This is a genomic window from Beijerinckiaceae bacterium, assembly GCA_004564215.1.
Lineage (GTDB): Bacteria > Pseudomonadota > Alphaproteobacteria > Rhizobiales > Beijerinckiaceae > Methylocapsa.
Genome location: CP024846.1, coordinates 2,458,230 through 2,481,793, shown reverse-complemented (window position 1 = coordinate 2,481,793; position 23,564 = coordinate 2,458,230). Strand labels below are relative to the sequence as shown.

At 58.1% G+C, this 23,564-nt stretch carries 27 protein-coding genes and 1 pseudogene; 18 read left to right on the top strand and 10 right to left on the bottom strand.

The window, feature by feature from the left end; all coding sequences use genetic code 11:
• Positions 1–56 precede the first annotated feature (56 nt).
• The 3 genes from CU048_11710 (at position 57) to CU048_11700 (ending at position 2,206) form a co-directional block, all read left to right on the top strand.
• The gene (locus tag CU048_11710) at positions 57–1,055 is read left to right on the top strand and encodes an AraC family transcriptional regulator (GenBank protein QBR71827.1); all 999 of its coding nucleotides are present in this window, start codon (positions 57–59) and stop codon (positions 1,053–1,055) included.
• Between the two features lie 61 nt (positions 1,056–1,116).
• Positions 1,117–1,614 carry a hypothetical protein gene (locus CU048_11705; protein ID QBR71826.1) on the top strand — a complete coding sequence of 166 codons (498 nt, stop codon included), beginning with the start codon at positions 1,117–1,119 and terminating at the stop codon, positions 1,612–1,614.
• A gap of 181 nt (positions 1,615–1,795) precedes the next feature.
• Positions 1,796–2,206 carry a nucleoside deaminase gene (locus tag CU048_11700; protein QBR72887.1) on the top strand — a complete coding sequence of 137 codons (411 nt, stop codon included), beginning with the start codon at positions 1,796–1,798 and terminating at the stop codon, positions 2,204–2,206.
• Between the two features lie 54 nt (positions 2,207–2,260).
• On the opposite strand, the gene CU048_11695 is transcribed toward CU048_11700, so the two are convergent.
• Positions 2,261–2,599 carry a hypothetical protein gene (locus CU048_11695; protein ID QBR71825.1) on the bottom strand — a complete coding sequence of 113 codons (339 nt, stop codon included), beginning with the start codon at positions 2,597–2,599 and terminating at the stop codon, positions 2,261–2,263.
• A gap of 322 nt (positions 2,600–2,921) precedes the next feature.
• A complete protein-coding gene (locus CU048_11690; GenBank protein ID QBR71824.1) occupies positions 2,922–3,206 on the bottom strand; it encodes a hypothetical protein in 285 nt (94 codons plus the stop codon).
• A gap of 210 nt (positions 3,207–3,416) precedes the next feature.
• Here CU048_11690 and CU048_11685 point away from each other — a divergent pair, with 210 nt between their 5' ends.
• From CU048_11685 to CU048_11675, 3 genes are all read left to right on the top strand, one after another.
• Entirely contained in the window at positions 3,417–4,127 is a 711-nt protein-coding gene (locus CU048_11685) for a ribose 5-phosphate isomerase A (protein ID QBR72886.1), read from the top strand.
• 91 nt (positions 4,128–4,218) lie between these two features.
• Positions 4,219–4,740 (top strand): hypothetical protein, encoded by a 522-nt coding sequence (locus CU048_11680; GenBank protein ID QBR72885.1) that lies wholly within the window; start codon positions 4,219–4,221, stop codon positions 4,738–4,740.
• A gap of 21 nt (positions 4,741–4,761) precedes the next feature.
• Positions 4,762–5,316 carry a thioredoxin family protein gene (locus tag CU048_11675; protein ID QBR71823.1) on the top strand — a complete coding sequence of 185 codons (555 nt, stop codon included), beginning with the start codon at positions 4,762–4,764 and terminating at the stop codon, positions 5,314–5,316.
• A 23-nt stretch (positions 5,317–5,339) separates the two neighbouring features.
• On the opposite strand, the gene CU048_11670 is transcribed toward CU048_11675, so the two are convergent.
• Positions 5,340–5,747, bottom strand: coding sequence for a DoxX family protein (locus CU048_11670; GenBank protein QBR71822.1), 408 nt, complete (start codon positions 5,745–5,747; stop codon positions 5,340–5,342).
• Between the two features lie 175 nt (positions 5,748–5,922).
• Here CU048_11670 and CU048_11665 point away from each other — a divergent pair, with 175 nt between their 5' ends.
• Positions 5,923–7,086: a peptidase M48 gene (locus tag CU048_11665; GenBank protein QBR72884.1), complete on the top strand. Its 1,164-nt coding sequence runs from the start codon at positions 5,923–5,925 to the stop codon at positions 7,084–7,086.
• A 229-nt stretch (positions 7,087–7,315) separates the two neighbouring features.
• Here the strand turns inward: CU048_11665 and CU048_11660 are convergent, their stop codons facing one another.
• From CU048_11660 to CU048_11645, 4 genes and pseudogenes are all read right to left on the bottom strand, one after another.
• Positions 7,316–7,804 (bottom strand): hypothetical protein, encoded by a 489-nt coding sequence (locus CU048_11660; GenBank protein ID QBR71821.1) that lies wholly within the window; start codon positions 7,802–7,804, stop codon positions 7,316–7,318.
• A gap of 89 nt (positions 7,805–7,893) precedes the next feature.
• Positions 7,894–10,530 carry a DNA ligase D gene (gene ligD, locus CU048_11655; GenBank protein ID QBR71820.1) on the bottom strand — a complete coding sequence of 879 codons (2,637 nt, stop codon included), beginning with the start codon at positions 10,528–10,530 and terminating at the stop codon, positions 7,894–7,896.
• Complete coding sequence (locus tag CU048_11650; protein ID QBR71819.1) at positions 10,530–11,435, bottom strand: Ku protein; 906 nt, start codon at positions 11,433–11,435, stop codon at positions 10,530–10,532. The genes ligD and CU048_11650 overlap by 1 nt, the downstream gene beginning before the upstream one ends.
• Positions 11,436–11,606: 171 nt before the next feature.
• Positions 11,607–11,693: pseudogene (locus tag CU048_11645) on the bottom strand (dicarboxylate/amino acid:cation symporter).
• A gap of 269 nt (positions 11,694–11,962) precedes the next feature.
• Between CU048_11645 and CU048_11640 the strand changes: the two are divergent.
• Positions 11,963–12,283, top strand: a complete 321-nt coding sequence (locus CU048_11640; protein QBR71818.1) for a hypothetical protein — start codon at positions 11,963–11,965, stop codon at positions 12,281–12,283.
• Positions 12,280–12,813, top strand: coding sequence for a hypothetical protein (locus CU048_11635; protein ID QBR71817.1), 534 nt, complete (start codon positions 12,280–12,282; stop codon positions 12,811–12,813). The genes CU048_11640 and CU048_11635 overlap by 4 nt, the downstream gene beginning before the upstream one ends.
• A gap of 7 nt (positions 12,814–12,820) precedes the next feature.
• Here the strand turns inward: CU048_11635 and CU048_11630 are convergent, their stop codons facing one another.
• The gene (locus tag CU048_11630; GenBank protein QBR71816.1) at positions 12,821–13,639 is read right to left on the bottom strand and encodes a response regulator; all 819 of its coding nucleotides are present in this window, start codon (positions 13,637–13,639) and stop codon (positions 12,821–12,823) included.
• A 326-nt stretch (positions 13,640–13,965) separates the two neighbouring features.
• Here CU048_11630 and CU048_11625 point away from each other — a divergent pair, with 326 nt between their 5' ends.
• From CU048_11625 to fumC, 3 genes are all read left to right on the top strand, one after another.
• Positions 13,966–14,289, top strand: coding sequence for a hypothetical protein (locus CU048_11625; GenBank protein QBR71815.1), 324 nt, complete (start codon positions 13,966–13,968; stop codon positions 14,287–14,289).
• Between the two features lie 74 nt (positions 14,290–14,363).
• Positions 14,364–14,921: an RNA polymerase subunit sigma gene (locus CU048_11620; protein QBR72883.1), complete on the top strand. Its 558-nt coding sequence runs from the start codon at positions 14,364–14,366 to the stop codon at positions 14,919–14,921.
• 69 nt (positions 14,922–14,990) lie between these two features.
• Positions 14,991–16,394: a class II fumarate hydratase gene (gene fumC, locus CU048_11615; protein ID QBR71814.1), complete on the top strand. Its 1,404-nt coding sequence runs from the start codon at positions 14,991–14,993 to the stop codon at positions 16,392–16,394.
• 1 nt (position 16,395) lies between these two features.
• On the opposite strand, the gene CU048_11610 is transcribed toward fumC, so the two are convergent.
• Positions 16,396–17,271, bottom strand: a complete 876-nt coding sequence (locus CU048_11610) for an undecaprenyl-diphosphatase (GenBank protein QBR71813.1) — start codon at positions 17,269–17,271, stop codon at positions 16,396–16,398.
• Between the two features lie 417 nt (positions 17,272–17,688).
• On the opposite strand from CU048_11610, the gene CU048_11605 reads away from it, so the two are divergent.
• Positions 17,689–18,408: a porin family protein gene (locus CU048_11605; GenBank protein QBR71812.1), complete on the top strand. Its 720-nt coding sequence runs from the start codon at positions 17,689–17,691 to the stop codon at positions 18,406–18,408.
• A gap of 21 nt (positions 18,409–18,429) precedes the next feature.
• On the opposite strand, the gene CU048_11600 is transcribed toward CU048_11605, so the two are convergent.
• Entirely contained in the window at positions 18,430–18,618 is a 189-nt protein-coding gene (locus CU048_11600) for a hypothetical protein (GenBank protein ID QBR71811.1), read from the bottom strand.
• Here CU048_11600 and CU048_11595 point away from each other — a divergent pair.
• The 5 genes from CU048_11595 to CU048_11575 all read left to right on the top strand — a co-directional run bounded on the left by CU048_11595 (position 18,617) and on the right by CU048_11575 (position 23,395).
• A complete protein-coding gene (locus CU048_11595; GenBank protein ID QBR71810.1) occupies positions 18,617–19,366 on the top strand; it encodes a porin family protein in 750 nt (249 codons plus the stop codon). The two genes, CU048_11600 and CU048_11595, sit on opposite strands and share 2 nt — an antisense overlap.
• 195 nt (positions 19,367–19,561) lie before the next feature.
• On the top strand, positions 19,562–20,380 hold the full coding sequence (locus CU048_11590) for a porin family protein (GenBank protein ID QBR71809.1): 819 nt from the start codon (positions 19,562–19,564) through the stop codon (positions 20,378–20,380).
• A gap of 193 nt (positions 20,381–20,573) precedes the next feature.
• The gene (locus CU048_11585; protein ID QBR71808.1) at positions 20,574–21,371 is read left to right on the top strand and encodes a porin family protein; all 798 of its coding nucleotides are present in this window, start codon (positions 20,574–20,576) and stop codon (positions 21,369–21,371) included.
• A gap of 212 nt (positions 21,372–21,583) precedes the next feature.
• Entirely contained in the window at positions 21,584–22,405 is an 822-nt protein-coding gene (locus CU048_11580) for a porin family protein (GenBank protein ID QBR71807.1), read from the top strand.
• Positions 22,406–22,615: 210 nt separating this feature from the next.
• The gene (locus CU048_11575) at positions 22,616–23,395 is read left to right on the top strand and encodes a porin family protein (GenBank protein QBR71806.1); all 780 of its coding nucleotides are present in this window, start codon (positions 22,616–22,618) and stop codon (positions 23,393–23,395) included.
• Positions 23,396–23,564 lie beyond the last annotated feature (169 nt).

Genomic DNA, 23,564 nt, shown 5'->3' with positions numbered 1-23,564 from the left:
CTATTTTATACGACGCCTTGCGGAGCTCGGGGGGCAAGACAACGGGAAGGACAAGGATGGCCGAAAGCCTGAAACTCTCGACAGACGATCTTCCGCCCCATCAGCGACGCGACTGGCTGCGCGAGGTGATCGGCCGGGAATATGCGAATGTCGAGATCACGCCGCCCACCGACGGTCGCCTGTTCAACGAGATGACGATCTATCCATGGAAAGAGCTTCGCCTTTCTTCGATCAGATCGAATGCCATCACCCTCGAACGCCTCCCCTGCGAACCGCTGCAGAACAGCCACGATTCCTTCTTCGCAGTTATTCTGCTCTCGGGCGCCTATCGGCTGGAACAAAACGGACGCGAGGTTTTTCTGAACCCCGGAGACATGACGATATATGACGCAACCAGACCGCATCGCATCGACTGTCCGGAGAAATTCGAGAAACTGATTGTCTCCATCCCCCGGCCGATGCTGAGAGAGAGGGCCGCTAAAATTGAGGACTATCTTGCGCTGCGTGTTCCGGGCGATGCGGGAATGGGCTCGATCGCGGCAAACTTCATACGGTCGTCGGCTCATCATGCCGCCGAATTGCCTGCGCGCGAATTTTCCAACCTGGCTGAACATTGCATTGATTTGCTGACCTTGGCGCTGGGCTCGCCGCGCCCTATGGATGGGAGTGCCTCGCGGCACCGCGTCATCGCGATGAATAGAATCAAAAACTTCGTGGAAGAAAATCTTCAGGATCCGGAGCTGAACACCGCGATGGTGGCGCGTGGCGTGGGAATGTCTCCACGCTATATCAATCACATCATCAACGATGACGACACATCCTTGATGCGTTATGTTTGGAAGCGTCGGCTTGAAAATTGCCGCAGGGAATTGTTGGCTCATAGCCATGCGGGCGATCGTATTTCCGACATTGCTTTTCGCTGGGGCTTTAATGATTTGTCGCACTTCAGCCGCTCCTTCAAACAAAGCTTCTGCCTCGCGCCGCGAGACTATCGTCAGCAACATGCGGAGCCGTCTTCGGCTCGCCCTGCCCGCGCGGAAAAGTCGTTGCTATGATATGAATGATTCGGTCATCTGAACGCCACACGCACAAGCGCAGCGCGGGGAGGAAAAAATCATGCTTGCCATCCGCCTCGCCAAGATTGCCTGCGTCGCCGCCATCGCCTTCTACGTGGCGCTTGTCGCTTTCGGCAATATCACGGACTATTGGACCAACTTCACCTTTGTCACCCACATCCTCGACATGGACGAGATTCCGGCGGCGTCCGACATCCGCTGGCGCGCGATAACCTCGCCCATCCTTCACCATGCCAGCTATATCCTGATCATCGCGACCGAAGTCATCACCTCGGTGCTGTGCGCTCTCGGCACGCTGGCGATGGCGCGGCAGCTTCGGGGCAAGGCGCAGTCCTTCCAGCAGGCCAAGAACCTGGCGGTCGCCGGACTGACCCTCGGTTTCCTCCTCTATGAAGGCGGCTTCGTCGCAATTGGTGGCGAATGGTTCGGCATGTGGCAGGCCCGCGATTTCGACGCCGTGCAGAGTGCCTTCCGCATTCTTATGACGATGCTCGGCGTGCTGGTTTTCGTCTCTTTGAGAGACGAGGAACTGACCTAGCCTTTTGGGAGATGCAATGAGCAGGCGCTGCGGCGATCCAAACCACCCCCCTGGCCCCGACCGGCGTCAAGCCTTGGCGGGCCTGCTGGGCACCGGCCTTGCGGGCGCGGCGCTCGCGGTTCCGGGCCGGGCCAATGCCGCGGCGAAGGAGATGGCGCCGCTTCCCGGCGACGAGCGCTTCATGCGAATGGCCCTCGCCGAGGCCGCCCGCGGAGACTTCCCATTCGGCGCCGTGATCGTGCGCGAGGACGCGGTCGTTTCGACCGGCCGCAATCTCGGCAAGACTACCAACGACCCAACCGCGCATGGAGAAATGGTGGCGATTCGCCGCTTCGTCGCCGTCCGGCCGGCCGATGAACTCAAGGGCACGACGCTTTACACCTCTGGCGAACCCTGCCCCATGTGCATGAGCGCGATCGTCTGGTGCGGCATCGGCCGGGTGGTCTTCGCCGCCTCGATTGAGCAGCTGGCCACCAAGATCGGTCAGATCATGCTAACCGGCCAAGCGGTGGCCAACGCCACCCCCTTTGAGACAATCGCAATCACGGGTGGGGTCCTTGCCACCGAGGCGATGGCGCTCTTTCCCAAGTGAGCCAATCGCTGCAGCTAACCTCAGGATTTCGGACAGTGCTGCGTACAGGCTTCCTCAATGCGGTTGCAGTTCGCCTTGCACTCCGAGCGACTGCACTCGAAGATGCACTGTTCCTGCTCCTGGGGATCGGAGCATTGCTCCCGGCAGGAATTCGCTGTCGCCTTGCAATAGGTCTGGCAGGCGTCGGCCGCGAATGACGGGGCAGCGCTTGCCGCCATTAGGACCGCGGAAACGCAGGCGGTTAGGACAAGATTTTTCATAGGCACCCTCTGAGGCATTTCCAGCGACTGGATACAGGTTTCGGAGGTTTTGCTCCAGAAAATGTTTCACGCGAAACATTTTGGTACGATTGAGGGCCGAGACGCATATATGTTCGCCAAGCGCGGCGCTCATCTTTTGGGCCGGTTCTTTTGTCCGGTGCCGCTTTGGAAAGGGTCAGCGGGGCTTACCGAAAGAGGGCCCCGCCAAGGTGATTGTGAGATTTAAGATGAACAGGGAGCGGATATGAGCGTGAATAAGCATGAGCATCATCATGGAGCGGCGCAGGATCGCCCACGCCCCGACTGGCGGCATTTGCATCATTCAAAACTGTTTTGGGTTGGGCTTTTCATGATGCTGCTGGCCATCACCATCTATGTGTTGTCGGACGATCTGTCGTGGCAGCCTCGCCTGCAAAAATGAAATTGGCGGCGCGTTGCCAACGCGAGCAACGTCGCTATGCTTTTTTGATTTTTTTGCTCCCTGCCGCCCTTTCCGCTGCCGGCACCTCCGCCACCAGCGCATTGACCAGGGCTTTCAGGGCCAGCTCCTTGGCTCGTTTCGCAATGTTGAGGCCGGCGGCAAACCTTTCGGCGTGGTGCTGATCGTTCTCGCGGCTAACAGATCCGCTGGCTAAGTTCATAATCAATACATGGAACAATGCCTTCACTTCATCTTGATACGCCGCCTCGATCGTAATCGCTTCCGTGCTGGGGGTCGGGTCTGGCACAGGATCCTCCATTGGCCCTGAAAATGAATTGGTCTTAATCGGTACGCGAATATTGTCCTTTTGCGGAGATATTGCCAAGTCTCACTCGAGTTTCCTGCCCGCCGCAACCTTGACGCCGCCGCCCGTGAGAGACTAACCCGTCTTTGCACCATGATCTGGTCCGAAACCTATGCAAAGTTTCGCGATCATGCTTTCAAGGCAAATCCTGCCAAGAGTTCCCCCATGTCAGCTCTGACCCCCGATGATGCCAAACGACTTGCCGCCGCGCAGGCATTGGAGCTTGTCACCCCCGGTATGCGCCTTGGCCTCGGCACCGGGACGACGGCGGCCCATTTCGTCGAGCTTTTGGGCGCGCGGGTGGCCGAAGGGCTGGATGTGATCTGCGTACCGACCTCCGAGCGTACCCGCACCCTGGCCGAGGCTTATTCGATCCCTTTGGCGTCGATCGATGAAATGCCCGAACTCGATTTGACGGTTGACGGCGCCGACGAGTTCGATCCGCAACTGCGTTTGATCAAGGGCGGCGGCGGCGCGCTTCTGCGCGAGAAAATCGTCGCCATTGCCTCGCGGCGCATGATCGTCATCACCGATTCGTCCAAATTGGTCGGAATACTCGGCAAATTCCCCCTGTCGGTGGAAATCACCGTCTTCGGCGTCGAAGTCACAAAGCGGATGATGGCGGCGACGGCGAAAGCCACCGGCTGCCATGGCGAGATCCAGTTGCGCCGATACCCAGGCGGCCAAGCTTTCGTTACCGACAATGGGAACTACATTGTGGATTGCTTTTTTGGCGCGATTCCTGACCCGGACCACTTGGCCGAGCGTCTTTCTGCTATACCGGGCGTCGTCGAACATGGTCTCTTCATCGGCGTGGCCAACGCCGTGATCAGTGCCGGTCCCGCCGGCATAGAAATTTTTGGGACGCTCGATTAAACGCGCGGAGGCCGTGTGGCTCTCGCATCATTGTTGGGCAGCTGCCCCGTTTGGAGGTTTCCGCTTGCGCACAGCTCTTGAAAAACACGCCCTGAAAGTGAGTGTCTGTCTCGCCCTTTTGCTTGGGCCGCTTGTTGCGACGAGCGAGCTCCGCGCGCAGCAAACAGCCCCTGCCCCGGCCGCAGCGACCCCGACCAGCCCCTCGCATTTGGCCGCGGCCCGTGCGCTCATCGTGGAAAGCGGAATATCGCGCTCCTTCAGCATCATCATTCCACAATTCATGGAACAGATCGGCTCGTCCTTGTTGCAGACGCGGCCGGAACTTAACCCCGATCTGAATGCCGTCCTGATCCAGCTCAAGCCGGAGTTCGACAAGCAGGCGGACGAAATGGTCGGGATCGCCGCGCAGATTTATGCCAAGCAGATGAGTGAACAGGATTTGAGGGCGGCGGTCGCCTTCTTCCAAAGCCCGGCCGGGAAAAAATACGTCGAGACCCAGCCCGCCTTTTTGACCGAGGTCATGACCGCGATGCAGGGCTGGCAAGGCAAGATTTCAACGGATATGATGACCCGTGTGCGCGCGGAAATGAAAAAGAAGGGCCACGAGCTCTAAGCGGCGCGCAGAGACACGACCATGGCCGCAGTTCCGACACCCGTAATTCTCGACACGCCGGCTCCGGAGTTTACGCTTCCCGGCACGGATGGGCGCAGCTACACGCTTGAGGATGTCGCGGGCAAGAAAGCGACCGTGATCGTCTTCATCTGCAATCATTGTCCCTATGTCAAAGCCGTGATCCAGCGGCTCGTCGCTGATGCGCGCGTGTTGATGGCCGAAGGCGTCGGCTTTGCCGCGATTTGCTCGAACGATGCAACGGCCTATCCGGAGGATTCCTTCGACAATATGCAACGCTTTGCCAAGGCCTATGATTTGCCGTTCCCCTATCTCCACGACGAAACGCAAGCCGTGGCCCGCGCCTATGGGGCCGTCTGTACGCCCGACTACTTCGGCTATGATACCGAGCGCAAACTCAAATATCGCGGTCGCCTCGACGAAGGTCGCACAGGTCCACCTCCGGCCGGGGCGCGGCGAGAGCTGGTCGAAGCGATGCGCGCGATCGCCGCAACCGGCTCGGCGCTGGCAGATCAAAATCCCTCGATCGGCTGCTCGATCAAATGGAAAACCGCGTAGCAAGATTTCACGGGCTGGCCTCGCTATGCCCACCAATCCCTGCGCTTGCTGAACATGCTCCATTCGCCCCCGCCGGCGACGGCGAGATAGAGAAAAACAAAGCAATAAAGGGCGGCAAGCTCACCTCCGTTTTCGAGCGGGATGAAGCCGCGATGGGCGTGGCCGAGAAAATAGGCGACGGCCATCTCGCCGGACAGGATGAAGGCGACCGGACGGGTAAACACACCCAGAAGCAATAGGATCCCGCCAATAAATTCCAAAATGCCAGCGATCCCTAGGAGCGACAGAAGCTGGAGATTGTCGAAACTGGCAACATGCGGAAAGCTGAACAGCTTCGCCGTTGCGTGCTGGAGAAGCAAGAGAGCCGCGATGATCCGCAGCACGCTGAGGAGCCGAGGAGACCAGATGGCTGCGGTGCGCTGTAAATCCATTTATCACTCTCCCTTTGGGGCAAACGAATGAAATGCGTTTCCGTACGCGACTCGACATGCGCATTTCCGGAACCATATAAGCGGTGCAGCATGAAAGGAACTTGTCAATTTGAGTCCCCTAGCCCCCGCGATCATCACAGCCGTCGTTCTTTCCGGCTTGCTTGGCATCTATCTGATGTACCGTCAGGCCGCCGCCGTTGTAGCTCACCGTGATCAGGTTCCGCCCGACTTTGCCGGCCAAGTGAGCCTGGAAGAACATCGGCGGGCCGCCGACTACACGCTGGCCCGGACCCGCTTGGAGATGGCCGAAACGGCCTTCGATACCGTCTTCGCAGTGCTTTGGCTTACCGTGTTGTTGGGCCCGGTCTATGAATGGGCGGCGCGATTTTTATCCCCAGGCCTGTCCCGAAGCGTTGCCATTGTCGCGATTTTTGGACTGATCTTGCGCGTCGTAAATCTCCCGTTTTCAATTTTCAGCACCTTCGCTTTAGAGGCAAGATTCGGTTTCAACCGCGTTACTCCTGCGATGTTTATGCTCGACCGAATCAAGGGGTTGACGCTGCAGGCCATAATCGGGATCCCGGCTCTCTATGGCCTGTTCTGGCTGCTGCAAACGATGCCGCACCTCTGGTGGCTTGTGGGGTGGGCGGCCTTGATGGCGATGATGATCGCCATGATCCTGATTTACCCGGCTTTCATCGCACCCTTGTTCAACAAGTTCACGCCTCTCGCGGACGGATCGATGAAAGCCAGCATCGAGGCCTTGCTGGCCAAATGCGGTTTTGAATCGAATGGGCTTTATGTCATGGACGCGTCCAAGCGTTCGACGCATGGCAACGCCTATTTCACCGGCTTCGGAAAAGCCAAGCGCATTGTGTTTTTCGATACCTTGCTGGAAAAGCATAGTTCCGAGGAGATCCTGTCCATTCTCGCGCATGAGCTCGGGCACTATAAATTGGGTCATATCGGGCAACGGATTGCTCAGTCAGCGGTGCTCGCCTTTGTCGCTTTTGCGATCCTTGGCTGGGCCTTCGGGGCCGGCGGTCTTGCCAGCGCCTTCGGTCTGGCCGAAGATCCTGGTGTGGTGCTGATTATTATTTTGACTGCGATCGGACCTATTTTGCATCTGCTTTCGCCGCTGACGAGCTGGCTCTCTCGGCGGGCCGAATTTCAGGCCGATAATTTTGCCAAGAGCATCGTCGGCGAGCAGCCCATGATCAACGCGCTCACGCGGCTGACCCGCGACAATCTTTCGACGCTGACTCCAGATAGCCTCTACGCGCTATTTTATTATTCGCATCCGCCGGTACCTTTGCGCATCGCGCAACTCAAGACTTGATTGGCGGGAGCGACAAGAAATACCTCGGCCGCCACGTCGGGTGGCCGAGGCATCATTGAGCCTACATGACGAACAAATAGACGCAGGCAAAGGTCAGCAAAGCTAATAAAAGGCTGGCAGCTAAGACATAGCGCACATTATGGCCCGTGGTGGCCTGTCTCGCCTCCGTGGGGGTCAATACGGTCGGCGGTTTCCGTTGCATCGCTGAGCCCCGACTTCAGAACTTCACTCAGGCAGCTTGTCGATTGATGTTGGTCTCTGCGAGCTTGGTCAGCAGCTGGTCGGTTTTCTTTTCCTCTTCGAGGGTTTCGCGCAGGAGCTTGCTGGCTTCTTTCATGCCGAGCCGATCCGCCCACGCAATCAAAGTGCCGTAGCGGGCGATTTCATAATGTTCGACAGTCTGAGCCGCCGCCAGGATCCCGGCGTCGTGAACTTGACCGTCCTCGATTTCTTCCATGACTTCCTTGGCTTCCGCCAGAATGCCATCCATGGCGTCGCAACGGATAGCGCGCGGGGAAGCGCCGCACTGATCGAATATTTTTTCCAGGCGTTCGATTTGATGGTCGGTTTCTTCGCGGTGCTTTTCGAAGGCTTGTTTGAGCTCGGTTGAACCCGCGCTTTTCACCATCTTGGGCAGGTTCTTATAGATTTGCTTCTCGGCGTAATAGATGTCCTTCAAGGTGTGCATGAAGAGATCATTCATAGATTTAACCGGCATCGCGGTGACTCCATGTTGTAGGTATGGCGTTCTAGTGACGGGGACACCGCCCGAACGCAAAGGCTAAAAGGAAGTTCCGGCGTAAAGGTTCACTTGGACTTGCGCGGTGCCGGGCCTTTCTTGGCAGGCAACCTCTGCCTGAGCTTATCCATCCCCTGCCACGGATCGACACCCGTGCCATTGAGCCGCCTCCCGGCATTGGCCAAGGTGAAGTGGGCAGCGCTGCCGATCGCCGCGAGTTCCCCCCAGTCCAGCGGCATAGAGACTCCGGCCTCCGGCCGAGCCCGGGTGGAATAGGCGGCGACAGCTGTCGCACCCCTGCCGTTTCGCAAATAATCGACATAGATCCGCCCGGCGCGCGCGTGTTTCGCCATCGTCGCGGTGAGCCGATCCGGGCTGTCGGTGGCCATGGCTTCCGCAATGGAACGGCAATAGTCCTTCACTTGGTCCCAGCCTGACCGCGGCATGATCGGCGCGACGACATGCAGGCCCTTGCCGCCGGAGGTCTTAACGAAACTCTCGATGCCATCCTTGCGCAGCCGGGCGCGCGCCTCCTCGGCGACCGCAACCAGATCGGTCCAGCCCACATCATCGCCTGGATCGAAATCGAAGATGAGGCGGTCGGGCGATTCCAGGCTCTTAGCCTTGCATCCCCAAGGATGAATTTCGAGCGCGCTCGCTTGCACGAGAGCAATCAAACCATCAACATCCTTGATGCTGATGAGCGGCTTTTCCTCTTCGGGATCTTCGATGGCAACGATATGCTTATCCACGCCCTCCCATTCGTGTCTTTGAAAGAAGCAACCGTGGCCGACGCCGGTCGGACAGCGCACCAGCGACAGCGGCCGCCCCACGATTTGCGGCGCGATGAGGTCCCAAACGGACACGTAATAATCGGCCAACGCTTGTTTTGTCACACCAGCCTGCGGCCATAACAGCCGGTCCGGGTGGGTGAGCGGTACGCTCAAGCGAGGCGAGGGTTTTGGACGGGCGTGGCGAGCATCTGGCACGACGGCTTCCCGTATGATTTCTGACGGAACCTTATCTTCCCGAAGCCCCTTGAACGCGGCCTGGCGCAACATGTTGCTTCCGGTCCAGCCGCGAAATTCGATTTCCGCAACGAGCGAAGGCTCGACCCACCGGACATTGCGTTTTGCTTCCGCAGGGAGCGGCCCTTCGGCGGGCGGACGCTCGCACCTGATCTTTTCAAGCGCGACGAAGAGCTCCTTGGCGGTTCGCGCAGTGTAACCTGTCCCCGCGCGCCCGGCGTGCAGAAGTTTCTTGTTGTCATAATAGCCAAGGACGAGCGATCCCACAGCCTTTGGCGTGCTCGTCGAGGGCACGTAGCCGATCACGACAAATTCCTGCCGATTGGCGCATTTGACCTTGAGCCAATCCCCGTTGCGGCCGGACCGGTAGGGCTTCGCGGTCTGCTTCGAAACAATCCCCTCGCCGCCCAGACGGCAGATGTGTTTGATGAGTTCCTCCCCATTGCCGGCAAACTCTTCGCTGTAATGCAGCGGGCCGGACTCGCTTGCGGCCTCGAGAACCTGCTTCAAAATTGCTTTGCGCTGAAGCAATCGCAGCGGCTTCAAATCATGGCCATTGAGGTGGAGGAGATCGAAAACATAAAAAGTGATGCTCTCGCCATGCCCCGATTTCAACGCCTCCTGGAGAGCGGCGAAATCGGCAATCCCATTTTTGTCTTCGACAACCGCCTCACCATCGAAGACGCCGTTTTCAATCGGCAAACTGGCGATCGCCTCCGCAATCGAAGGAAATTTTTCGGTCCAATCAAGCCCGCGGCGAGTCTGGATTCGGACCTCGCCTTTTTCGACGAGGGGCTGCAAGCGATAGCCATCGAATTTGATTTCATGCACGAAGCCAGCACCGGAAGGCGGGACTTCGACCGCGGTTGCCAGGCAGAACGGTACAAATTCGCCGATGCTTGCCTTCCGCGCCGCCTTCGGAAAAACGATCTTCGGCGGCTTGGCTTTTTTTGAGTCCGTTTTTGGTCCGTTCCCGCGTTGCGGCTTGCCAGGCAAAGGCTCACGAGCGCGCTGGCGCGGAGTCAAAGCCTCGACCGTCGGTCCGACATGTTTAGCAAGCTGGCCGCTCGTCCATTTCCGAACCTTGGGATCGTTGGCGATTTTTTCGACGCCCTTGCCGCTGACCACCGATCCCGGCATCTTGTCCAGAATATCGTCTTTCTCGTCGCGCGCGGCAGCGTCGTCGACCTTGATCAGGAGCCAATTGTCGCCGCGATCGTCCGGCCTGGCGCGCATGCGCACAAGATTCCATTCTCCATGAAGTTTCTCACCGTGGAGGGTGAATTTGAGGTGGCCTTTGGCATAAGCCTTGTGGGGATCGCCCTCCGGCACCCATTCGCCGCGGTCCCAGATGATCACCGATCCCGCACCATACTGCCCGGGTGGTATCACGCCTTCGAATCCGCCGTATTCGATGGGATGATCCTCGACATGGACCGCAAGGCGCTTGTCATGCGGATTGAGGCTCGGCCCTTTGGTGACAGCCCAGCTCTTCAAGACGCCATCGAGTTCGAGACGGAAATCATAATGGAGCCGGCGCGCGGCGTGTTTCTGAATCACGAAGTGCAGAGCGCTGGACTTTGCCTTGCCGCCAGCTCTCGCTCCGCCGGAAGGCTCATGCGTTTTCGAGAAATCGCGTTTACGCCAATAGGCTTCGAGCGCCGCCGAGCGAGCCATCAGCTCACCTTTTTGATGCGGCCTCTGCTGGTCGCACCCTTAGGTCGTCGGGCCGACCCCGACGCCCGGCGCGCCGGCTTGGCCTTGCTCGGGCCTGTGCGCGCTTTCTTGACCTCAGTCTGGTCCGCATTGCCTGTTCCAAGGCTTCGACGCAACGCGTCCATCAAATTGATCACATTGTTCGGACGTGGCGCATGCACGATCTGGGGCGGCTTTCCAGCACGCTTCGAACGAATAAGATCGACCACGGCATCTTGATAATGATCCTTGAATTTTGCCGGGTCGAATTTCGCCTTCTTCGTTTCGAGGATGTGAGAAGCGAGATCGAGCAAATCCTTGCCGATTTCGAGTTTGGGAATTTCCTCGAAATAAGCCTTCTCGTCACGCACCTCATAATTGTGGTGCAGGGTCGTGCCCATGATCCCTGTCGATCTGGGTTCAAGCAGGATCATCCGCTCGCGACCGTAAAGCACGATGCGCGCGATGCCGGCGACCTTACGTTGGCGCATGGCCTCGCGGATGACCGCGAAGGCCTCCTGTCCGACCTGATCATCGGGGGCAATGTAGTAGCGATTGTCGAAATAGATCGGGTCGACTTCGGAGCTTGGCACAAAACTTTCGATTTCGATCGTATGGCTGCTCTCGATCTCGATCGCGGCCAGCTCCTCGTCGGTCAGCGTAACATAATCCCCTTTGCCGATTTCATATCCCTTGATGCGATCTTCCCGATCGACAATCTCACCAGTCTCGGCATCAATGTATTGCTGCTTGAGCCGATTGCCGGTCGCGGAATTAAGCAGGTGAAACGAGACCTTTTCCTGGTTGCTCGCGGCCGGGAACAAAGCCACCTTGCAAGAAACCAGCGAAAGCTTGAGGTAACCCTTCCAATTCGCCCTTGGCGGCATGACATTCCCCTGAACGCTACGCGAGGACCCATCGATCTGCGCTAACGCGGGCTCGGCTTTCCTGGTTCCCGAAGCCTTCGGAACCCTTCGCTGAAGATAACGTTTGCGGGTTCGCAGGTGAGACAGAAGGATATTGGTTTTGCAAAAGCTTCAGGGCAATATTGCGCAGCAGCCGCCTAAGCCTCCGGGGCCGGAGCCCGAACCGCCCGGCCAACAACCGCCGCCGGACATCCCGGTGCCAGATCCAACACCGCCGCCCATCGAAAATCCCGGAGACATTCCTTTGCCCCCTATTACAGACCCGGACGTCGTCACCCCGGAGGATCCCGTCCCCGCCAATCCGCCGGTGCGCGCGGCGGCCGCTTCGAAAAGACGGCGGATCGGGCCGCACACCCTCCACTGAGCAACCGATCGCCAAGTTCAGCGTTATAATGGGATACTAGTCGTTCAGGGGCTGCCACAAAGGCAAAGCCGCCGCACCAGCCGTAGCCCTCAAGACACGCAACCCTCTCAGTCGGAGACGAAAAATGGCAAGCATCAAGCCAGTGGAAGACGTTGCCCAGGATTTTTCTGAGGATTTGGCCGCCCTTCGGGACGATGTCGCCAAATTGAGTTCAACAATTTCCCAATTCGTCCGCAGCCAATCGGCCACCACCGCCGATACGGTGTTCGATGCCGTTGACACCGCACGGCAGAAGATCTCCGATACGGCCAGCAAGGCTCAGGACCGGGTCGCTGGAGCGAGTTCGGATCTTGAAGCGACCATAGAGCGCAATCCGCTGATGGCGGTCCTCATTGCAATGATCGCGGGTGTTTTGGTTGGAATGTTAAGCCGCTCTCGGAAATGAACCGTGTAATCAGTCAGCTTATCAGCGATGCGACCGCCCCTATCGGCGAAATGAGCGCGCGCCTTTTCAAAAAGGCCGCGCTCTTTTTTTTGGCGATGGGCTTCTTGTTTTTCAGCGTTGTCTTTCTGACGATCGCTCTCTTTGTCTTTCTTCAGGCATGGCTCGGAAGCGCGATTGCGGCCCTCAGCGTCGGCGGGGTTTTTCTGGCCGCGGCCCTGATCTGCCTGCTCGTGGCATTGCGCGACAAATCCCCCGCGAGTCCCTCGGTCGCGGCCGCCGCCACAGCCCCACGGAGGGAAAGCCCGGAAAAGCCACCCCGTCAGAAGCTTGTGTTCAGCGAGAATATCGACGAGAGCGTCGCGCCCATTCTCGATATTTTGCAGGAGGCTGGCTTGGAGCGGGAACGTCTCGCGCTCCAGGCCGGGACGGAAATCGCCAAACAGCTTCAGCCGTTTTCGCTGGTCGCTTTCGCTATCGTGGCAGGCTTTATCTTCGGCCGCATTTTAAAGCAACGCAACCCGCTGGCGTAAACGGCGCTCAGACAAGGCTGCTGCTGTTTTCTTCCTTGCGATGCGATTTGCGGTCAAAGAACAGCGCTTGGCTGATGACGGCCTTCAGACTGTCGACGCTGAACGGCTTGGTAATCAGAAAGGCGGGTTCCGGCGGGGTGCCCGTCAAAAAACGCTCGGGATAGGCGGTGATAAAAATCACCGGCACGGAAAAGCTTTCAAGGATCTGATTGACCGCTTCGAGCCCCGAACTCCCGTCGGCGAGTTGAATGTCGGCAAGGATGAGACCTGGCTGCTCGCGGTTGACGGCGTCGATCGCCTCGCGATGCGTGCGCGCCACATCGACCACCCGGTGCCCTTGCTCTTCGACGAGCGTTTGCAGATCGAGTGCGATAAAGGGCTCGTCCTCGATAATCAGAACATCGGTGCGAATTTGGTCGGCAATCTCCTTACCCGCGGCGTCAATCAGGGAAGCGGCATCTTCCACCGAGCAGTCGAGTGCATGCGCGACTTCCGCCGTATTGAAACCTTCGAGCGAACTTAAAAGAAACGCGATACGTGGTCGCAGAGTAATCGCTTCGAGGTTTCGGTGCGCACCTGCCTCATCGCCCGAAAATCCAACCTGATCGACGTGCTTATTGACAGGCACCGTGCCCCAGACCTTCAGGAAAACACGATAAAGCTCGGTTTTCGGATCGGCGCTACTCGCGAAGGCTCCCGGATCCGCGACGATCGCCTCCAACGTGGCCAGCACATAAGCATCTCCTCCGGCTTGGGTCCCCGTTAAAGCCCGTGCAAAACGGCGCAGATAGGGGATATGCGAAGAGATCGCTTGAGAAATCGCCATAGACAAATACCCTCTGACATTACGCTATCAGCCTTATATTGGTTGATCAGCGCGTTAAATAGCCCTTGGCGCTCGAATTTCAGCGTTCGCATCGGCTGCGCAGATAATTCAAGATTGCCATAAAAGTTCCCGCCGGTGGAACTATGCCGGCCACCCAAACGTTTAACGGCGCTGGTTATATCCGGTAGTGCACCGGAAGCCTAGCATCCGGCGGACGTCACAAAAAGTGACGTCGATTCAAGAGGTTTTATTGTTGCGGCAGCGTTGGCTTCAGAAAAGCGCGGAGCCAATCAATGTTACGTTGTTTTTGAACGCACGAACGGGGAATGACGAATGATAAGTACCATCAAGAGGGTGGGGCAGTGATTAAATCAACAAAGACAAGCAAACCATCGATTCAGGCGGGAGACATTCACAAATCGGCGAAAAGCTCTGAAGCTGAGGACTGCGAACCTGCGGCAAACGCTCCGGGTGGGGTGTCATGTTTAAAAAAAGCACCATCTAAGTCGGAGATAGCCGATCAGATCGGCCTGCATTTACGCAGTGTCTACGACGACGTTCTTGCGCAACCGGTGCCGGGGCGTTTTCTTGAGCTTTTACGGCAGCTTGAAAGCGCGTCGGAAGCTCGATTAAACAAGGACGCCATGTGAAAGCCGTGCAAAAGGAAAATGCGGAAGGTGAGACGGCCATCGAGGCCGCGCCGGGGCGCGCGGCAAATTTGCAGATCACCACGGACCTGCTTTCGGTAATCCCCAATTTACGCGCATTTGCCGTCTCCTTGTGTGGAAACCTGGACCGAGCCGACGATCTCGTTCAGGAAACCTTGGTGAAGGCCTGGAGCAACATCGACTCGTTCGTCGAGGGGACCAATCTCAGAGCGTGGCTGTTTACGATCCTGCGGAATATCTATTATTCGGAATATCGGAAACGGCGGCGTGAAGTCGCCGATCCCGATGGGGCGTTCGCATCCAAACTCGCCACGGCCCCCGCCCAAGGTGGGCACATGGATCTTCTCGATTTTCGCGCCGCCCTCCAGCACTTGCCGAGCGATCAGCGCGAGGCCTTGATCCTGATCGGCGCTTCCGGACTCTCCTATGAAGAAGCGGCGGGGGTTTGCGGCTGCGCCATTGGAACCATGAAAAGCCGGGTGAACCGGGCGCGGAGCCGACTCGCTGAAATGTTGGCGATCACGTCCGGAATCGAATTCGGACATGAGGGCGAATGGCAGGCCATCGATCCGATCATCGCCGGACAGCGTTTTTCGCGTGGCGAGGGTGAGTAACCCGGATTTCGGTGGTTAGCTCCTCCCGCAACCCTTTCAATCGTCCCGCGAAGAAGGGCCGACTGTCGCATGGGTGAGAAAGACCAGACACGGATCGAAGCCGATAGTTTCGGGCCGGTCGAGGTTCCCGCGAATCACTATTGGGGCGCGCAGACCCAACGCTCGTGCGAGCATTTCGCAATCGGCTCGCAAAAGATGCCGCCAGCGCTCATTCATGCCTTGGCCATGGTCAAGCGCGCCGCCGCCGAGGTCAATCGCGACCTCGGACTTTTGCCCAAGCCCCTGTCGGACGCGATCGTCACCGCGGCCAGCGAAATCGAAGCTGGCCGTTTCGATTCGGAATTTCCTCTTGGCGTCTGGCAAACCGGGTCGGGCACGCAAACCAATATGAATGTCAACGAGGTCATCGCCAATCGCGCCAACGAGATTTTGGGCGCGCCGCGCGGGGCAAAAGTCCCGATCCACCCCAACGACCACGTCAATCTCGGCCAGTCCTCGAACGATTGTTTTCCAACCGCGATGCATATTGCTGCGGTTCTTCACATCAAGCGAAGACTGGAACCTGTTCTGCGCGCGCTTGCGATGGCTCTGGCCGCCAAATCGGCAGCTTTCGCTGCGATCATCAAGACGGGCCGCACCCATTTTCAGGACGCAACGCCCGTCACGCTCGGACAGGAATTCTCAGCCTATGCGATCCAAATCGAATTCGGCCTGCAACGGCTCGACGAGACGCTTGCGGGTCTTTACCGACTTGCCCAGGGCGGCACGGCGGTCGGCACCGGTCTCAATACCAAACGAGGTTTTGCCGAACGATTTGCCGCGCGGATCGCGGCCTATACGTCGCTCCCTTTTGTGTCGGCGCCGAATAAATTCGAGGCCCTGGCAGCCCATGACGCCGTCATTTTTTCGCATGGCGCCTTGGCGACGATTGCCGCAAGCCTCTTTAAGATCGCCAACGATATCAGAGTGGCCGGGAGCGGCCCTCGCTGCGGCATCGGCGAACTGATCCTGCCAGAAAACGAGCCGGGTTCATCGATCATGCCCGGCAAGGTCAATCCGACCCAGGCCGAGGCGCTGACCATGGTCTGCACCCGTGTTTTCGGCAATCAGACAACGATCACTTTTGCCGGGTCGCAAGGCCATTTCGAGCTCAATGTCTATAAGCCTGTCCTTGCCTTCGTTTTCCTCGAAAGTCTCGACCTGCTTACCGATGCCGCAAACAGCTTTCGTGTTCATTGTGTCGAAGGGCTACGCCCGAATCGCGAGCGGATCGCCGAACTGATGCAACGCTCGCTGATGCTCGTCACGGCGCTTGCGCCGAGGATCGGCTACGACAACGCGGCGAAGATCGCCAAGGCCGCGCATGCGCATGGGACCAGCTTGCGGGAAGAGGCCCTGGCGAGCGGTCTCGTCAGCGCCGAAGAGTTCGACGGCTTGGTTCGTCCCGAAGCCATGCTGGCGCCGAACGAATGACTCAGTTCGAAAGCCACCCCAGGTAAACGCCAACCAGGAGAAAAAGACCCATCAGGCCCCGGTAGATGACGAAGGGCCACGCAGAAAATCGTTCAAGAATCCGCATCAGGCCCCAAATCGCCGCAAAAGCCGATATTGAGGCAATGAGCAGACCGAAGCTCAAGACCGACCAGCTATAGGCGTCGAGATTCGCCTTATGCAGCTCCCAGAGTTCAAGGAGACCGGCGCCTGCAATCGCGGGCATTCCCAAAAGGAAAGAAAAACGCGCGGCTTCATCCCGTCTGAAATCGAGCGAAAGAGCGGCGGTCAGCGTCGAGCCCGACCGCGAAACGCCAGGGATCAGCGCGCCGATCTGCGCAAGACCGATGATCATCGCATCCCTCAGCGTCGCATGGTCGAGGGTCCGTTTGTGCCGGGAATAGATTTCGGCAAGGGCGAGGAGCGCGGACATGACGATGCAGGCAATCCCGATCACAACCAAAGTCCGCAACGGCGAACCGCAGGCGTTGAGGACCGGCTTGAGGAAATGGCCGGCGACCACGATCGGGACGGTGGCTAAAACGATCCACACCGCGAACCGAAAATTCCAGTCCCCGAAATCGCGACGCCGGGCGGCATCAATGGAGCCGAACACGAGCCCGCGAACATCGGACCAGAAATAGCTGACGACGGCGGCAAGGGCTGCAACCTGCATCGCCGCCGAAAATGCCGATCCGGGATCTTGCCAGCCGAGCAAAGCTGGAACAACGCGCATATGCGCCGTCGATGAAATCGGCAAAAGTTCGGTGACGCCTTGCACCACACCGAGAAGGCCGACTTTGAAGTAGCCGAGTGTGACAAAGCCGGTATCGAGCCCTTGGGTGCAGGCAGCGGCCATGTTTGGGTTCCTGGATTTGGGCAAGCCGCGATGTGCGTACCGCCTCTGAATGCCAATCGTAAAGAGTCGCGCGGGGGATCAAAAGCGAGACAGTTACTAACTTTCGGGCCGTTTCTGGGCAAGAGTATTGGAGGGTGTTTTTTCTGGTAGACTCGATTGTCAGCGCGCCTCCCGTCCGTAAATTATTAAGTATAAATTCTAAGATAACCTTAACCTTTGTTAAGCGTAAAGCTGATTTAGAATTCTAAAGTTAATAAGAAATTAACTAAGCAATAAAGCGGACCGCAGAAAAAGGCATAAACAAAAATATTTTACCTCGCAATGGCTTCTATTTCCAAATTTGGCCTGATTTTCGGGGCTTTAGTCCAGAAATTTCGGGGCTCGCTGGATAATTAGCCCATTGAAAGGCATCTAAGCATGAAACGCAGGTTTGTCCTGTCCGTAGCTACTTTGGCCACGATCGCCGGTCCGGCCGTCGCGGCCGACATCCCCTACCGCGAGGCCCCGCCCGTCTACGCCCCCACCGTCCCTCTGTTTACCTGGACGGGGCTCTATCTCGGCGGCCAGATCGGCTACGCCTGGGGAACCGACAAACTGACTGTTTACCCATTCGGCTTCGGCACCAACTATATGCCGAACGGCGTGGTGGGCGGCGCGCATGTCGGCTACAATGTGCAACTCAATCAATTTGTTGCCGGTCTAGAAGGAGACGTCGAAGGGTCCGGCATCAACAGGTCCTTCAGTCCCGGTGGGGTGGCCTACCGAACCAAGGTCCCGATGCAGGGATCGATTCGCGCCCGCCTCGGCGTAGCGTTCGATCGCGTGCTGCTTTACGCAACGGGCGGCGTGGAATTCGCCGGTTTTGAAAACAGCTATGCAGGCTTTCCGGCCTTCACCCAGTTCTCGGAAACGCGCGCTGGTTGGACCATTGGCGGCGGTCTCGAATATGCGGTTACCAATAATTGGTCGGTGCGGGCCGAATACCGCTACACGGATTTTGGCCACATCAGCAATTTTAACGTCCCCGTGTTCGGCTTCGGATCGCTGGTGAACCATCATGAGACTGAAAACGCCGTCCGCGCCGGCTTTAGTTACAAGTTCGATTCGTTTGGTCTGCCAATCGCGGCCAAATATTGAAGATGCGCGGACTGCGATTGCCTAGGCCTTGGGCAACAAAGACAACGCTTGAGCAAAGACGAGCAAGCCCGGCGTCCGGATCGTTGCGCGCATGTCACAATGGTCCGAATAGCGAACGCGCGCGGCCCATTTAGCCGCGTCCGCTGTTGTTGCGCATTCAAAAGCGCGTAGGCTGAACGTAGCTTCAGTTTCCGTTAGGAGAACCGCCATGCTACGTCGAATTCTTTTGGCCACGGTCAGCACGATCGCGATCGTCGGATCGGCAGTCGCCGCGGACATGCCCGTAACGCCGCCTCCCATCCCGATCTTCACTTGGACCGGCATCTATCTCGGCGGTCAGATCGGCTACGCCTGGGGCCGGAATAGCACGCGTCTTGTTGACCCCTTCGTGGTGCCGGTGGCGACTTCCCTGAATTCCAATCCTAATGGCGTCATTGGCGGCGCGCATGTCGGCTACAATCTGCAAATCAACCAATGGGTCGTCGGACTCGAGGGCGATGTTGACGGCACGAGCTACAGCAGGACGTCCGGACCGGACCCGATCTTCTTCGATACTTTTTTCAGAGTTCGCCAGGATATCGAAGGATCGATTCGTGGCCGCGTGGGTATCGCGTGGGACCGTGCCTTGCTTTATGCTACTGGCGGTGTTGCTTTCGGCAACATCAAGACCAGCTATGCGAGCCCGTTCGGTTTTGCCGGCTTTGGCGGCTTCGACAGCTTTTCGCGTAATCGCGTCGGTTGGACGGTCGGCGGCGGCATCGAATACGCCATCACCAATAATTGGTCCGTGCGCGGCGAATATCGCTTCACCGATTTCGGCAAGTTCACGGACTTCCCCGCCGCCTCGCTCGCTCCGTTCATTGGCGTGCGCCAGCACTTCATTCAGAATCGCGTGCAAGTCGGATTCAGCTACAAGTTCGACGCATGGGCTCCAGCCCCCATCGTCGCCAAATATTGATCTAAGTCAGGCGAGTTCGGCTCGCCTCCACACAAACGAACCCGGCCAAAATAGGGCCGGGTTTTTTATCCCTCGACCCTGTTGCGCAGAAGCCACAACGGTCCAAATTCAAACTAGTTTTTGCTGATTTCATGCCTTCGGCAATCGAAATGGCGTAATTTAGGGAAGCTTCATTCTCCTGAAAGGAAAAAGCTCATGATCCGTAAATTCCTTCTGGCATCGGTTGGTGCCTTTGCTCTTACAAGTTCGGCAGCCTTCGCCGCCGATCTTCCGTCCCGCGCTCCCCCGCCAGTCTATGTGGCGCCGATTCCGATCTTCTCTTGGACCGGCATCTATGTCGGTGGCCAAGTCGGCTACGCATGGGGCAATGACCGCAATCGTTTCGTCACCTCGTTCCCTGGCATCGGGGTTTTCGCTGACGATTCGATCGGCCAGAATCCGAATGGCGTGATCGGCGGCGCTCATGTCGGTTACAACTACCAGATCAACCAATGGGTCCTCGGTCTCGAAGGCTCGGTTGACGGCACCAGCATGAAGAAGACCGTTCTCTTCGCTCCGGGCGCCTTTGCTGCACCCGTTGGCTTCTTTGGGACGGGCGTGACGGCGACAACCCGCGCCGACATCCAGGGTTCGATCCGTGGCCGCATCGGCGTGGCTTGGGACCGGGCTTTGATCTATGGCACAGGCGGCGTTGCCTTCGGCGGCTTCAACACCAGCTACACCTTCTTCAGCCCCTTCTTCGCAACGGGTGGCTCGAGCAGCTTCTCGACGACACGGGTTGGCTGGACGGTCGGCGGCGGCATCGAATACGCCGTCACCAACAACTGGTCGGTGCGCGCCGAATATCGTTACACGGACTTCGGCCGTGCGACGAACACGCCCTTCTCCACTGCGTTCGCGCCGTTCGGTGGTGGTTTCACAGGACGCCATCACTTCACGCAGAACCAGGTGCAGGTCGGCTTCAGCTACAAGTTCGACACTTTCGCTCCGATCCCGGTCGTCGCGAAATACTGAGCCGAGCTTCTTGCTCGACCAATGAAACAAAGAGACCCGGCCTTGCGGCCGGGTTTTTTGTTGGGTCCACCGGTTTGCGTTGCGTTCCCGCCACACTGGCTTGAATAACGCGATGGACAGCCGAACAATTGTTGTGGCTCGGCTGAAACGGCGTAACTTGCTTAGAGTTATATCGCTCTAGGGAGAAAAGCTCATGTTCCGTAAATTCCTTTTGGCATCGGTGGGTGCCGTTGCCCTCTCCGGATCGGCGGCACTGGCGGCCGATCTTCCCATGCGCGCCCCCCCGCCGGTTTATGTGCCCCCGCCATTCTCCTGGACCGGCATCTACGTCGGTGGCCAGGTCGGTTATGCCTGGGGCAATGATCGCGCCAGAGCCGACGTATTCGCTCCCGGGGCCCCCGGCATCCTTCCGATCCCGGCGTTTTTCTTCACCAGCCCATACAATACTAGCCCACAAGGGGTCATCGGCGGCGCCCATCTCGGATATAATCTGCAGATCAACCAATGGGTGATTGGTCTTGAAGGCACGGTCGACGGAACCAGCATGAGCAAGACCGTCTTCGTGGCGCCCTTCGGTGTCACGGCGACAAACCGCGAGCAAGTTCAGGGTTCGATCCGCGCCCGCGCCGGTGTCGCCTTTGATCGGGTCCTGTTGTACGCAACCGGCGGTGCTGCTTTCACCGGCATCAAGAACACCTATTCGTTCGGCTTTGCCGGGCCATTGTTCCTCAACGAAAGCATTTCGAAAACACGCGCCGGATGGACGGTCGGCGCCGGTCTCGAATATGCGGTCACCAACAATTGGTCGGTCCGAGCGGAATACCGCTACTCCGATTTTGGCAGCACCACGGACTATCCGTTCGCAGCTTTGTTTGCGCCCGTGGGGGGCCTCTTCTCCGTGCGCCATCATTTGACGCAGAACCAGGTGCAGGTCGGCTTCAGCTACAAGTTCGACACTTTGGCTCCGGCCCCGGTCGTCGCCAAATACTGAGACCATTGCGGCACCACGACATGAAGATAAAACCCGGCCTCTTGGCCGGGTTTTTTTAACTTTGCGCAGGCGATTTCGCGGGGATGACCTTGTTGCGCCATGGCCACAGCGGTTCGAATAATGCCGCGCGACATCCAACTATGGTTGAAGCTCATTTGAAATTGCGTACCCTGATAGAGCGATAAATTTATTTGATCAAAAGGAGACAAATCATGTTACGTAAATTCCTGCTGGCATCGGTTGGTGCCTTTGCTCTCACCAGCTCGGCAGCTTTGGCCGCCGATCTTCCCTCCCGTGCTCCCCCGCCAATCTATGTACCGCCGGTGCCGATCTTCACTTGGACCGGCATCTATGTCGGTGGCCAGGTCGGCTATGCGTGGGGCCAGACCCACAATCATTTCGTCACGGCGTTTCCAGGCATCGCGGTCTTCGCCGATGATTCGTTCGGCCAGAATCCGAACGGCGTGATCGGCGGCGCCCATGTCGGTTACAACTATCAGATCAACCAGTGGGTCCTCGGTCTCGAAGGCTCGGTTGATGGCACCAGCATGAAGAAGACCGTTCTCTTCGCTCCCGGCGCTGCTTTCTTTGCTCCGGTCGGCTTCTTCGGCTCCGGTGTGACAGCGACGACCCGCGCCGACATCCAGGGTTCGATCCGCGGCCGCATTGGCGTGGCCTGGGACCGGGCTCTGATCTATGCCACCGGTGGTGTTGCCTTCGGCGGCTTCAACACCAGCTACACCTTCTTCAGCCCCTTCTTTGCGCTTGGTGGTACGAGCAGCTTCTCGACGACACGCGTTGGCTGGACGGTCGGCGGCGGCATCGAATACGCCGTCACCAACAACTGGTCGGTGCGCGCCGAATATCGTTATACGGACTTCGGCCGGACGACTTATGCGCCCTTCTCCACCGTGTTCGCGCCGTTCGGGGGTGGTTTCACAGGGCACCATCACTTCACGCAGAACCAGGTGCAGGTCGGCTTCAGCTACAAGTTCGACACTTTCGCTCCGGTCCCGGTCGTCGCGAAATACTGAGACCACTGCACTTTCATACGAAAACAAACCCGGCCTCGCGGCCGGGTTTTTTGTTGGGCAAGAGCCAGTATTGTTACAGTTTAATGACTATTCGTTGCCCTATAGCCACAGCAACTTAAATAACCCTATGCATAGTCTAAGAATCGTTGAAGCTTAGCCAAATCTGCGTAACTTTGGGGCGTTCAAATTCGCGTCTCAAGGGGGCATATCATGTTACGTCGTATTCTCTTAGCATCGGCCGGCGCCATGGCGCTGATCGGACCGGCCCTTGCGGCCGACCTTCCGGTGGCTCCGCCACCGCCGCCCATTCCGATTTTCACCTGGACCGGCGTTTATATCGGTGCGCAGGTCGGCTACGCCTGGGGCAATGATCACGCTGATCTCTCGATCGCGGTGCCGGGCGCGCCCTTCGTTGCCTTTGGCCAAACCTTCGGCACCGCCCCGCAAGGCGTCATCGGTGGCGGCCATGTCGGCTATAATCTGCAGATCAACCAATGGGTCGTCGGCATCGAAGGCACCGTCGATGGGACCAGCCTGAAAAAAACCGTGTTCCTTCCGTTCTTCGGAGTTAACGAAACCACCCGCTCCGAGGTGCAAGGTTCGATTCGCGGCCGCATCGGCTGGGCGTTCGATCGCGTCTTGGTCTACGCCACCGGCGGTGCAGTGTTCGGCGGCATCACCAACACCTATTCAGCCCCGCTGTTCTTTGGGCCGTTCCCGCTCTCGAACAGCTTTGCGACCACAAAGGTCGGTTGGACGGTCGGCGCCGGTCTCGAATATGCGATCACCAACAATTGGTCGGTTCGGGCGGAATACCGTTATTCGGATTTCGGCCACGTCACGGATCACCCCTTCGCAGCCATCGCTGCGGCCCCGCCCGCGACCTTCTTCTCCTCGCGGCATCATCTGACCCAAAACCAGGTGCAAGTCGGCTTCAGCTACAAATTCGATTTTTTGCCGCCGCCCGCACCCGTCGTCGCAAAATACTAAGCTCAGCCTTCACACTGCGGCTTCTCCACAAACGGCAAAACCCGGCCCCTCGGCCGGGTTTTTCTTTAGAGCGGGATGAGGAAAAGGGGAAACCGGTTTTCCGCCCGCATCCCGCTCTAAACTTTTGGAATCGATCACGTTCATGATTTTGGATTGAATCAATCCAAAA

Bases quoted from the DNA above. Each gene is read 5' to 3' on its own strand.
- CU048_11625 (QBR71815.1), top strand. From the start codon at position 13,966: ATGACGAATGATAAGTACCATCAAGAGGGTGGGGCAGTGATTAAATCA.
- CU048_11600 (QBR71811.1), bottom strand. From the start codon at position 18,618: ATGGCGGTTCTCCTAACGGAAACTGAAGCTACGTTCAGCCTACGCGCT.
- fumC (QBR71814.1), top strand. From the start codon at position 14,991: ATGGGTGAGAAAGACCAGACACGGATCGAAGCCGATAGTTTCGGGCCG.
- CU048_11610 (QBR71813.1), bottom strand. From the start codon at position 17,271: ATGGCCGCTGCCTGCACCCAAGGGCTCGATACCGGCTTTGTCACACTC.
- CU048_11640 (QBR71818.1), top strand. From the start codon at position 11,963: ATGGCAAGCATCAAGCCAGTGGAAGACGTTGCCCAGGATTTTTCTGAG.
- CU048_11630 (QBR71816.1), bottom strand. From the start codon at position 13,639: ATGGCGATTTCTCAAGCGATCTCTTCGCATATCCCCTATCTGCGCCGT.
- CU048_11705 (QBR71826.1), top strand. From the start codon at position 1,117: ATGCTTGCCATCCGCCTCGCCAAGATTGCCTGCGTCGCCGCCATCGCC.
- CU048_11635 (QBR71817.1), top strand. From the start codon at position 12,280: ATGAACCGTGTAATCAGTCAGCTTATCAGCGATGCGACCGCCCCTATC.
- CU048_11700 (QBR72887.1), top strand. From the start codon at position 1,796: ATGCGAATGGCCCTCGCCGAGGCCGCCCGCGGAGACTTCCCATTCGGC.
- CU048_11710 (QBR71827.1), top strand. From the start codon at position 57: ATGGCCGAAAGCCTGAAACTCTCGACAGACGATCTTCCGCCCCATCAG.
- CU048_11695 (QBR71825.1), bottom strand. From the start codon at position 2,599: ATGAGCGCCGCGCTTGGCGAACATATATGCGTCTCGGCCCTCAATCGT.
- CU048_11660 (QBR71821.1), bottom strand. From the start codon at position 7,804: ATGCCGGTTAAATCTATGAATGATCTCTTCATGCACACCTTGAAGGAC.
- CU048_11580 (QBR71807.1), top strand. From the start codon at position 21,584: ATGTTACGTAAATTCCTGCTGGCATCGGTTGGTGCCTTTGCTCTCACC.
- CU048_11690 (QBR71824.1), bottom strand. From the start codon at position 3,206: ATGGAGGATCCTGTGCCAGACCCGACCCCCAGCACGGAAGCGATTACG.
- CU048_11685 (QBR72886.1), top strand. From the start codon at position 3,417: ATGTCAGCTCTGACCCCCGATGATGCCAAACGACTTGCCGCCGCGCAG.
- CU048_11605 (QBR71812.1), top strand. From the start codon at position 17,689: ATGAAACGCAGGTTTGTCCTGTCCGTAGCTACTTTGGCCACGATCGCC.
- CU048_11585 (QBR71808.1), top strand. From the start codon at position 20,574: ATGTTCCGTAAATTCCTTTTGGCATCGGTGGGTGCCGTTGCCCTCTCC.
- CU048_11650 (QBR71819.1), bottom strand. From the start codon at position 11,435: ATGCCGCCAAGGGCGAATTGGAAGGGTTACCTCAAGCTTTCGCTGGTT.
- ligD (QBR71820.1), bottom strand. From the start codon at position 10,530: ATGGCTCGCTCGGCGGCGCTCGAAGCCTATTGGCGTAAACGCGATTTC.
- CU048_11575 (QBR71806.1), top strand. From the start codon at position 22,616: ATGTTACGTCGTATTCTCTTAGCATCGGCCGGCGCCATGGCGCTGATC.
- CU048_11590 (QBR71809.1), top strand. From the start codon at position 19,562: ATGATCCGTAAATTCCTTCTGGCATCGGTTGGTGCCTTTGCTCTTACA.
- CU048_11670 (QBR71822.1), bottom strand. From the start codon at position 5,747: ATGGATTTACAGCGCACCGCAGCCATCTGGTCTCCTCGGCTCCTCAGC.
- CU048_11595 (QBR71810.1), top strand. From the start codon at position 18,617: ATGCTACGTCGAATTCTTTTGGCCACGGTCAGCACGATCGCGATCGTC.
- CU048_11675 (QBR71823.1), top strand. From the start codon at position 4,762: ATGGCCGCAGTTCCGACACCCGTAATTCTCGACACGCCGGCTCCGGAG.
- CU048_11665 (QBR72884.1), top strand. From the start codon at position 5,923: ATGTACCGTCAGGCCGCCGCCGTTGTAGCTCACCGTGATCAGGTTCCG.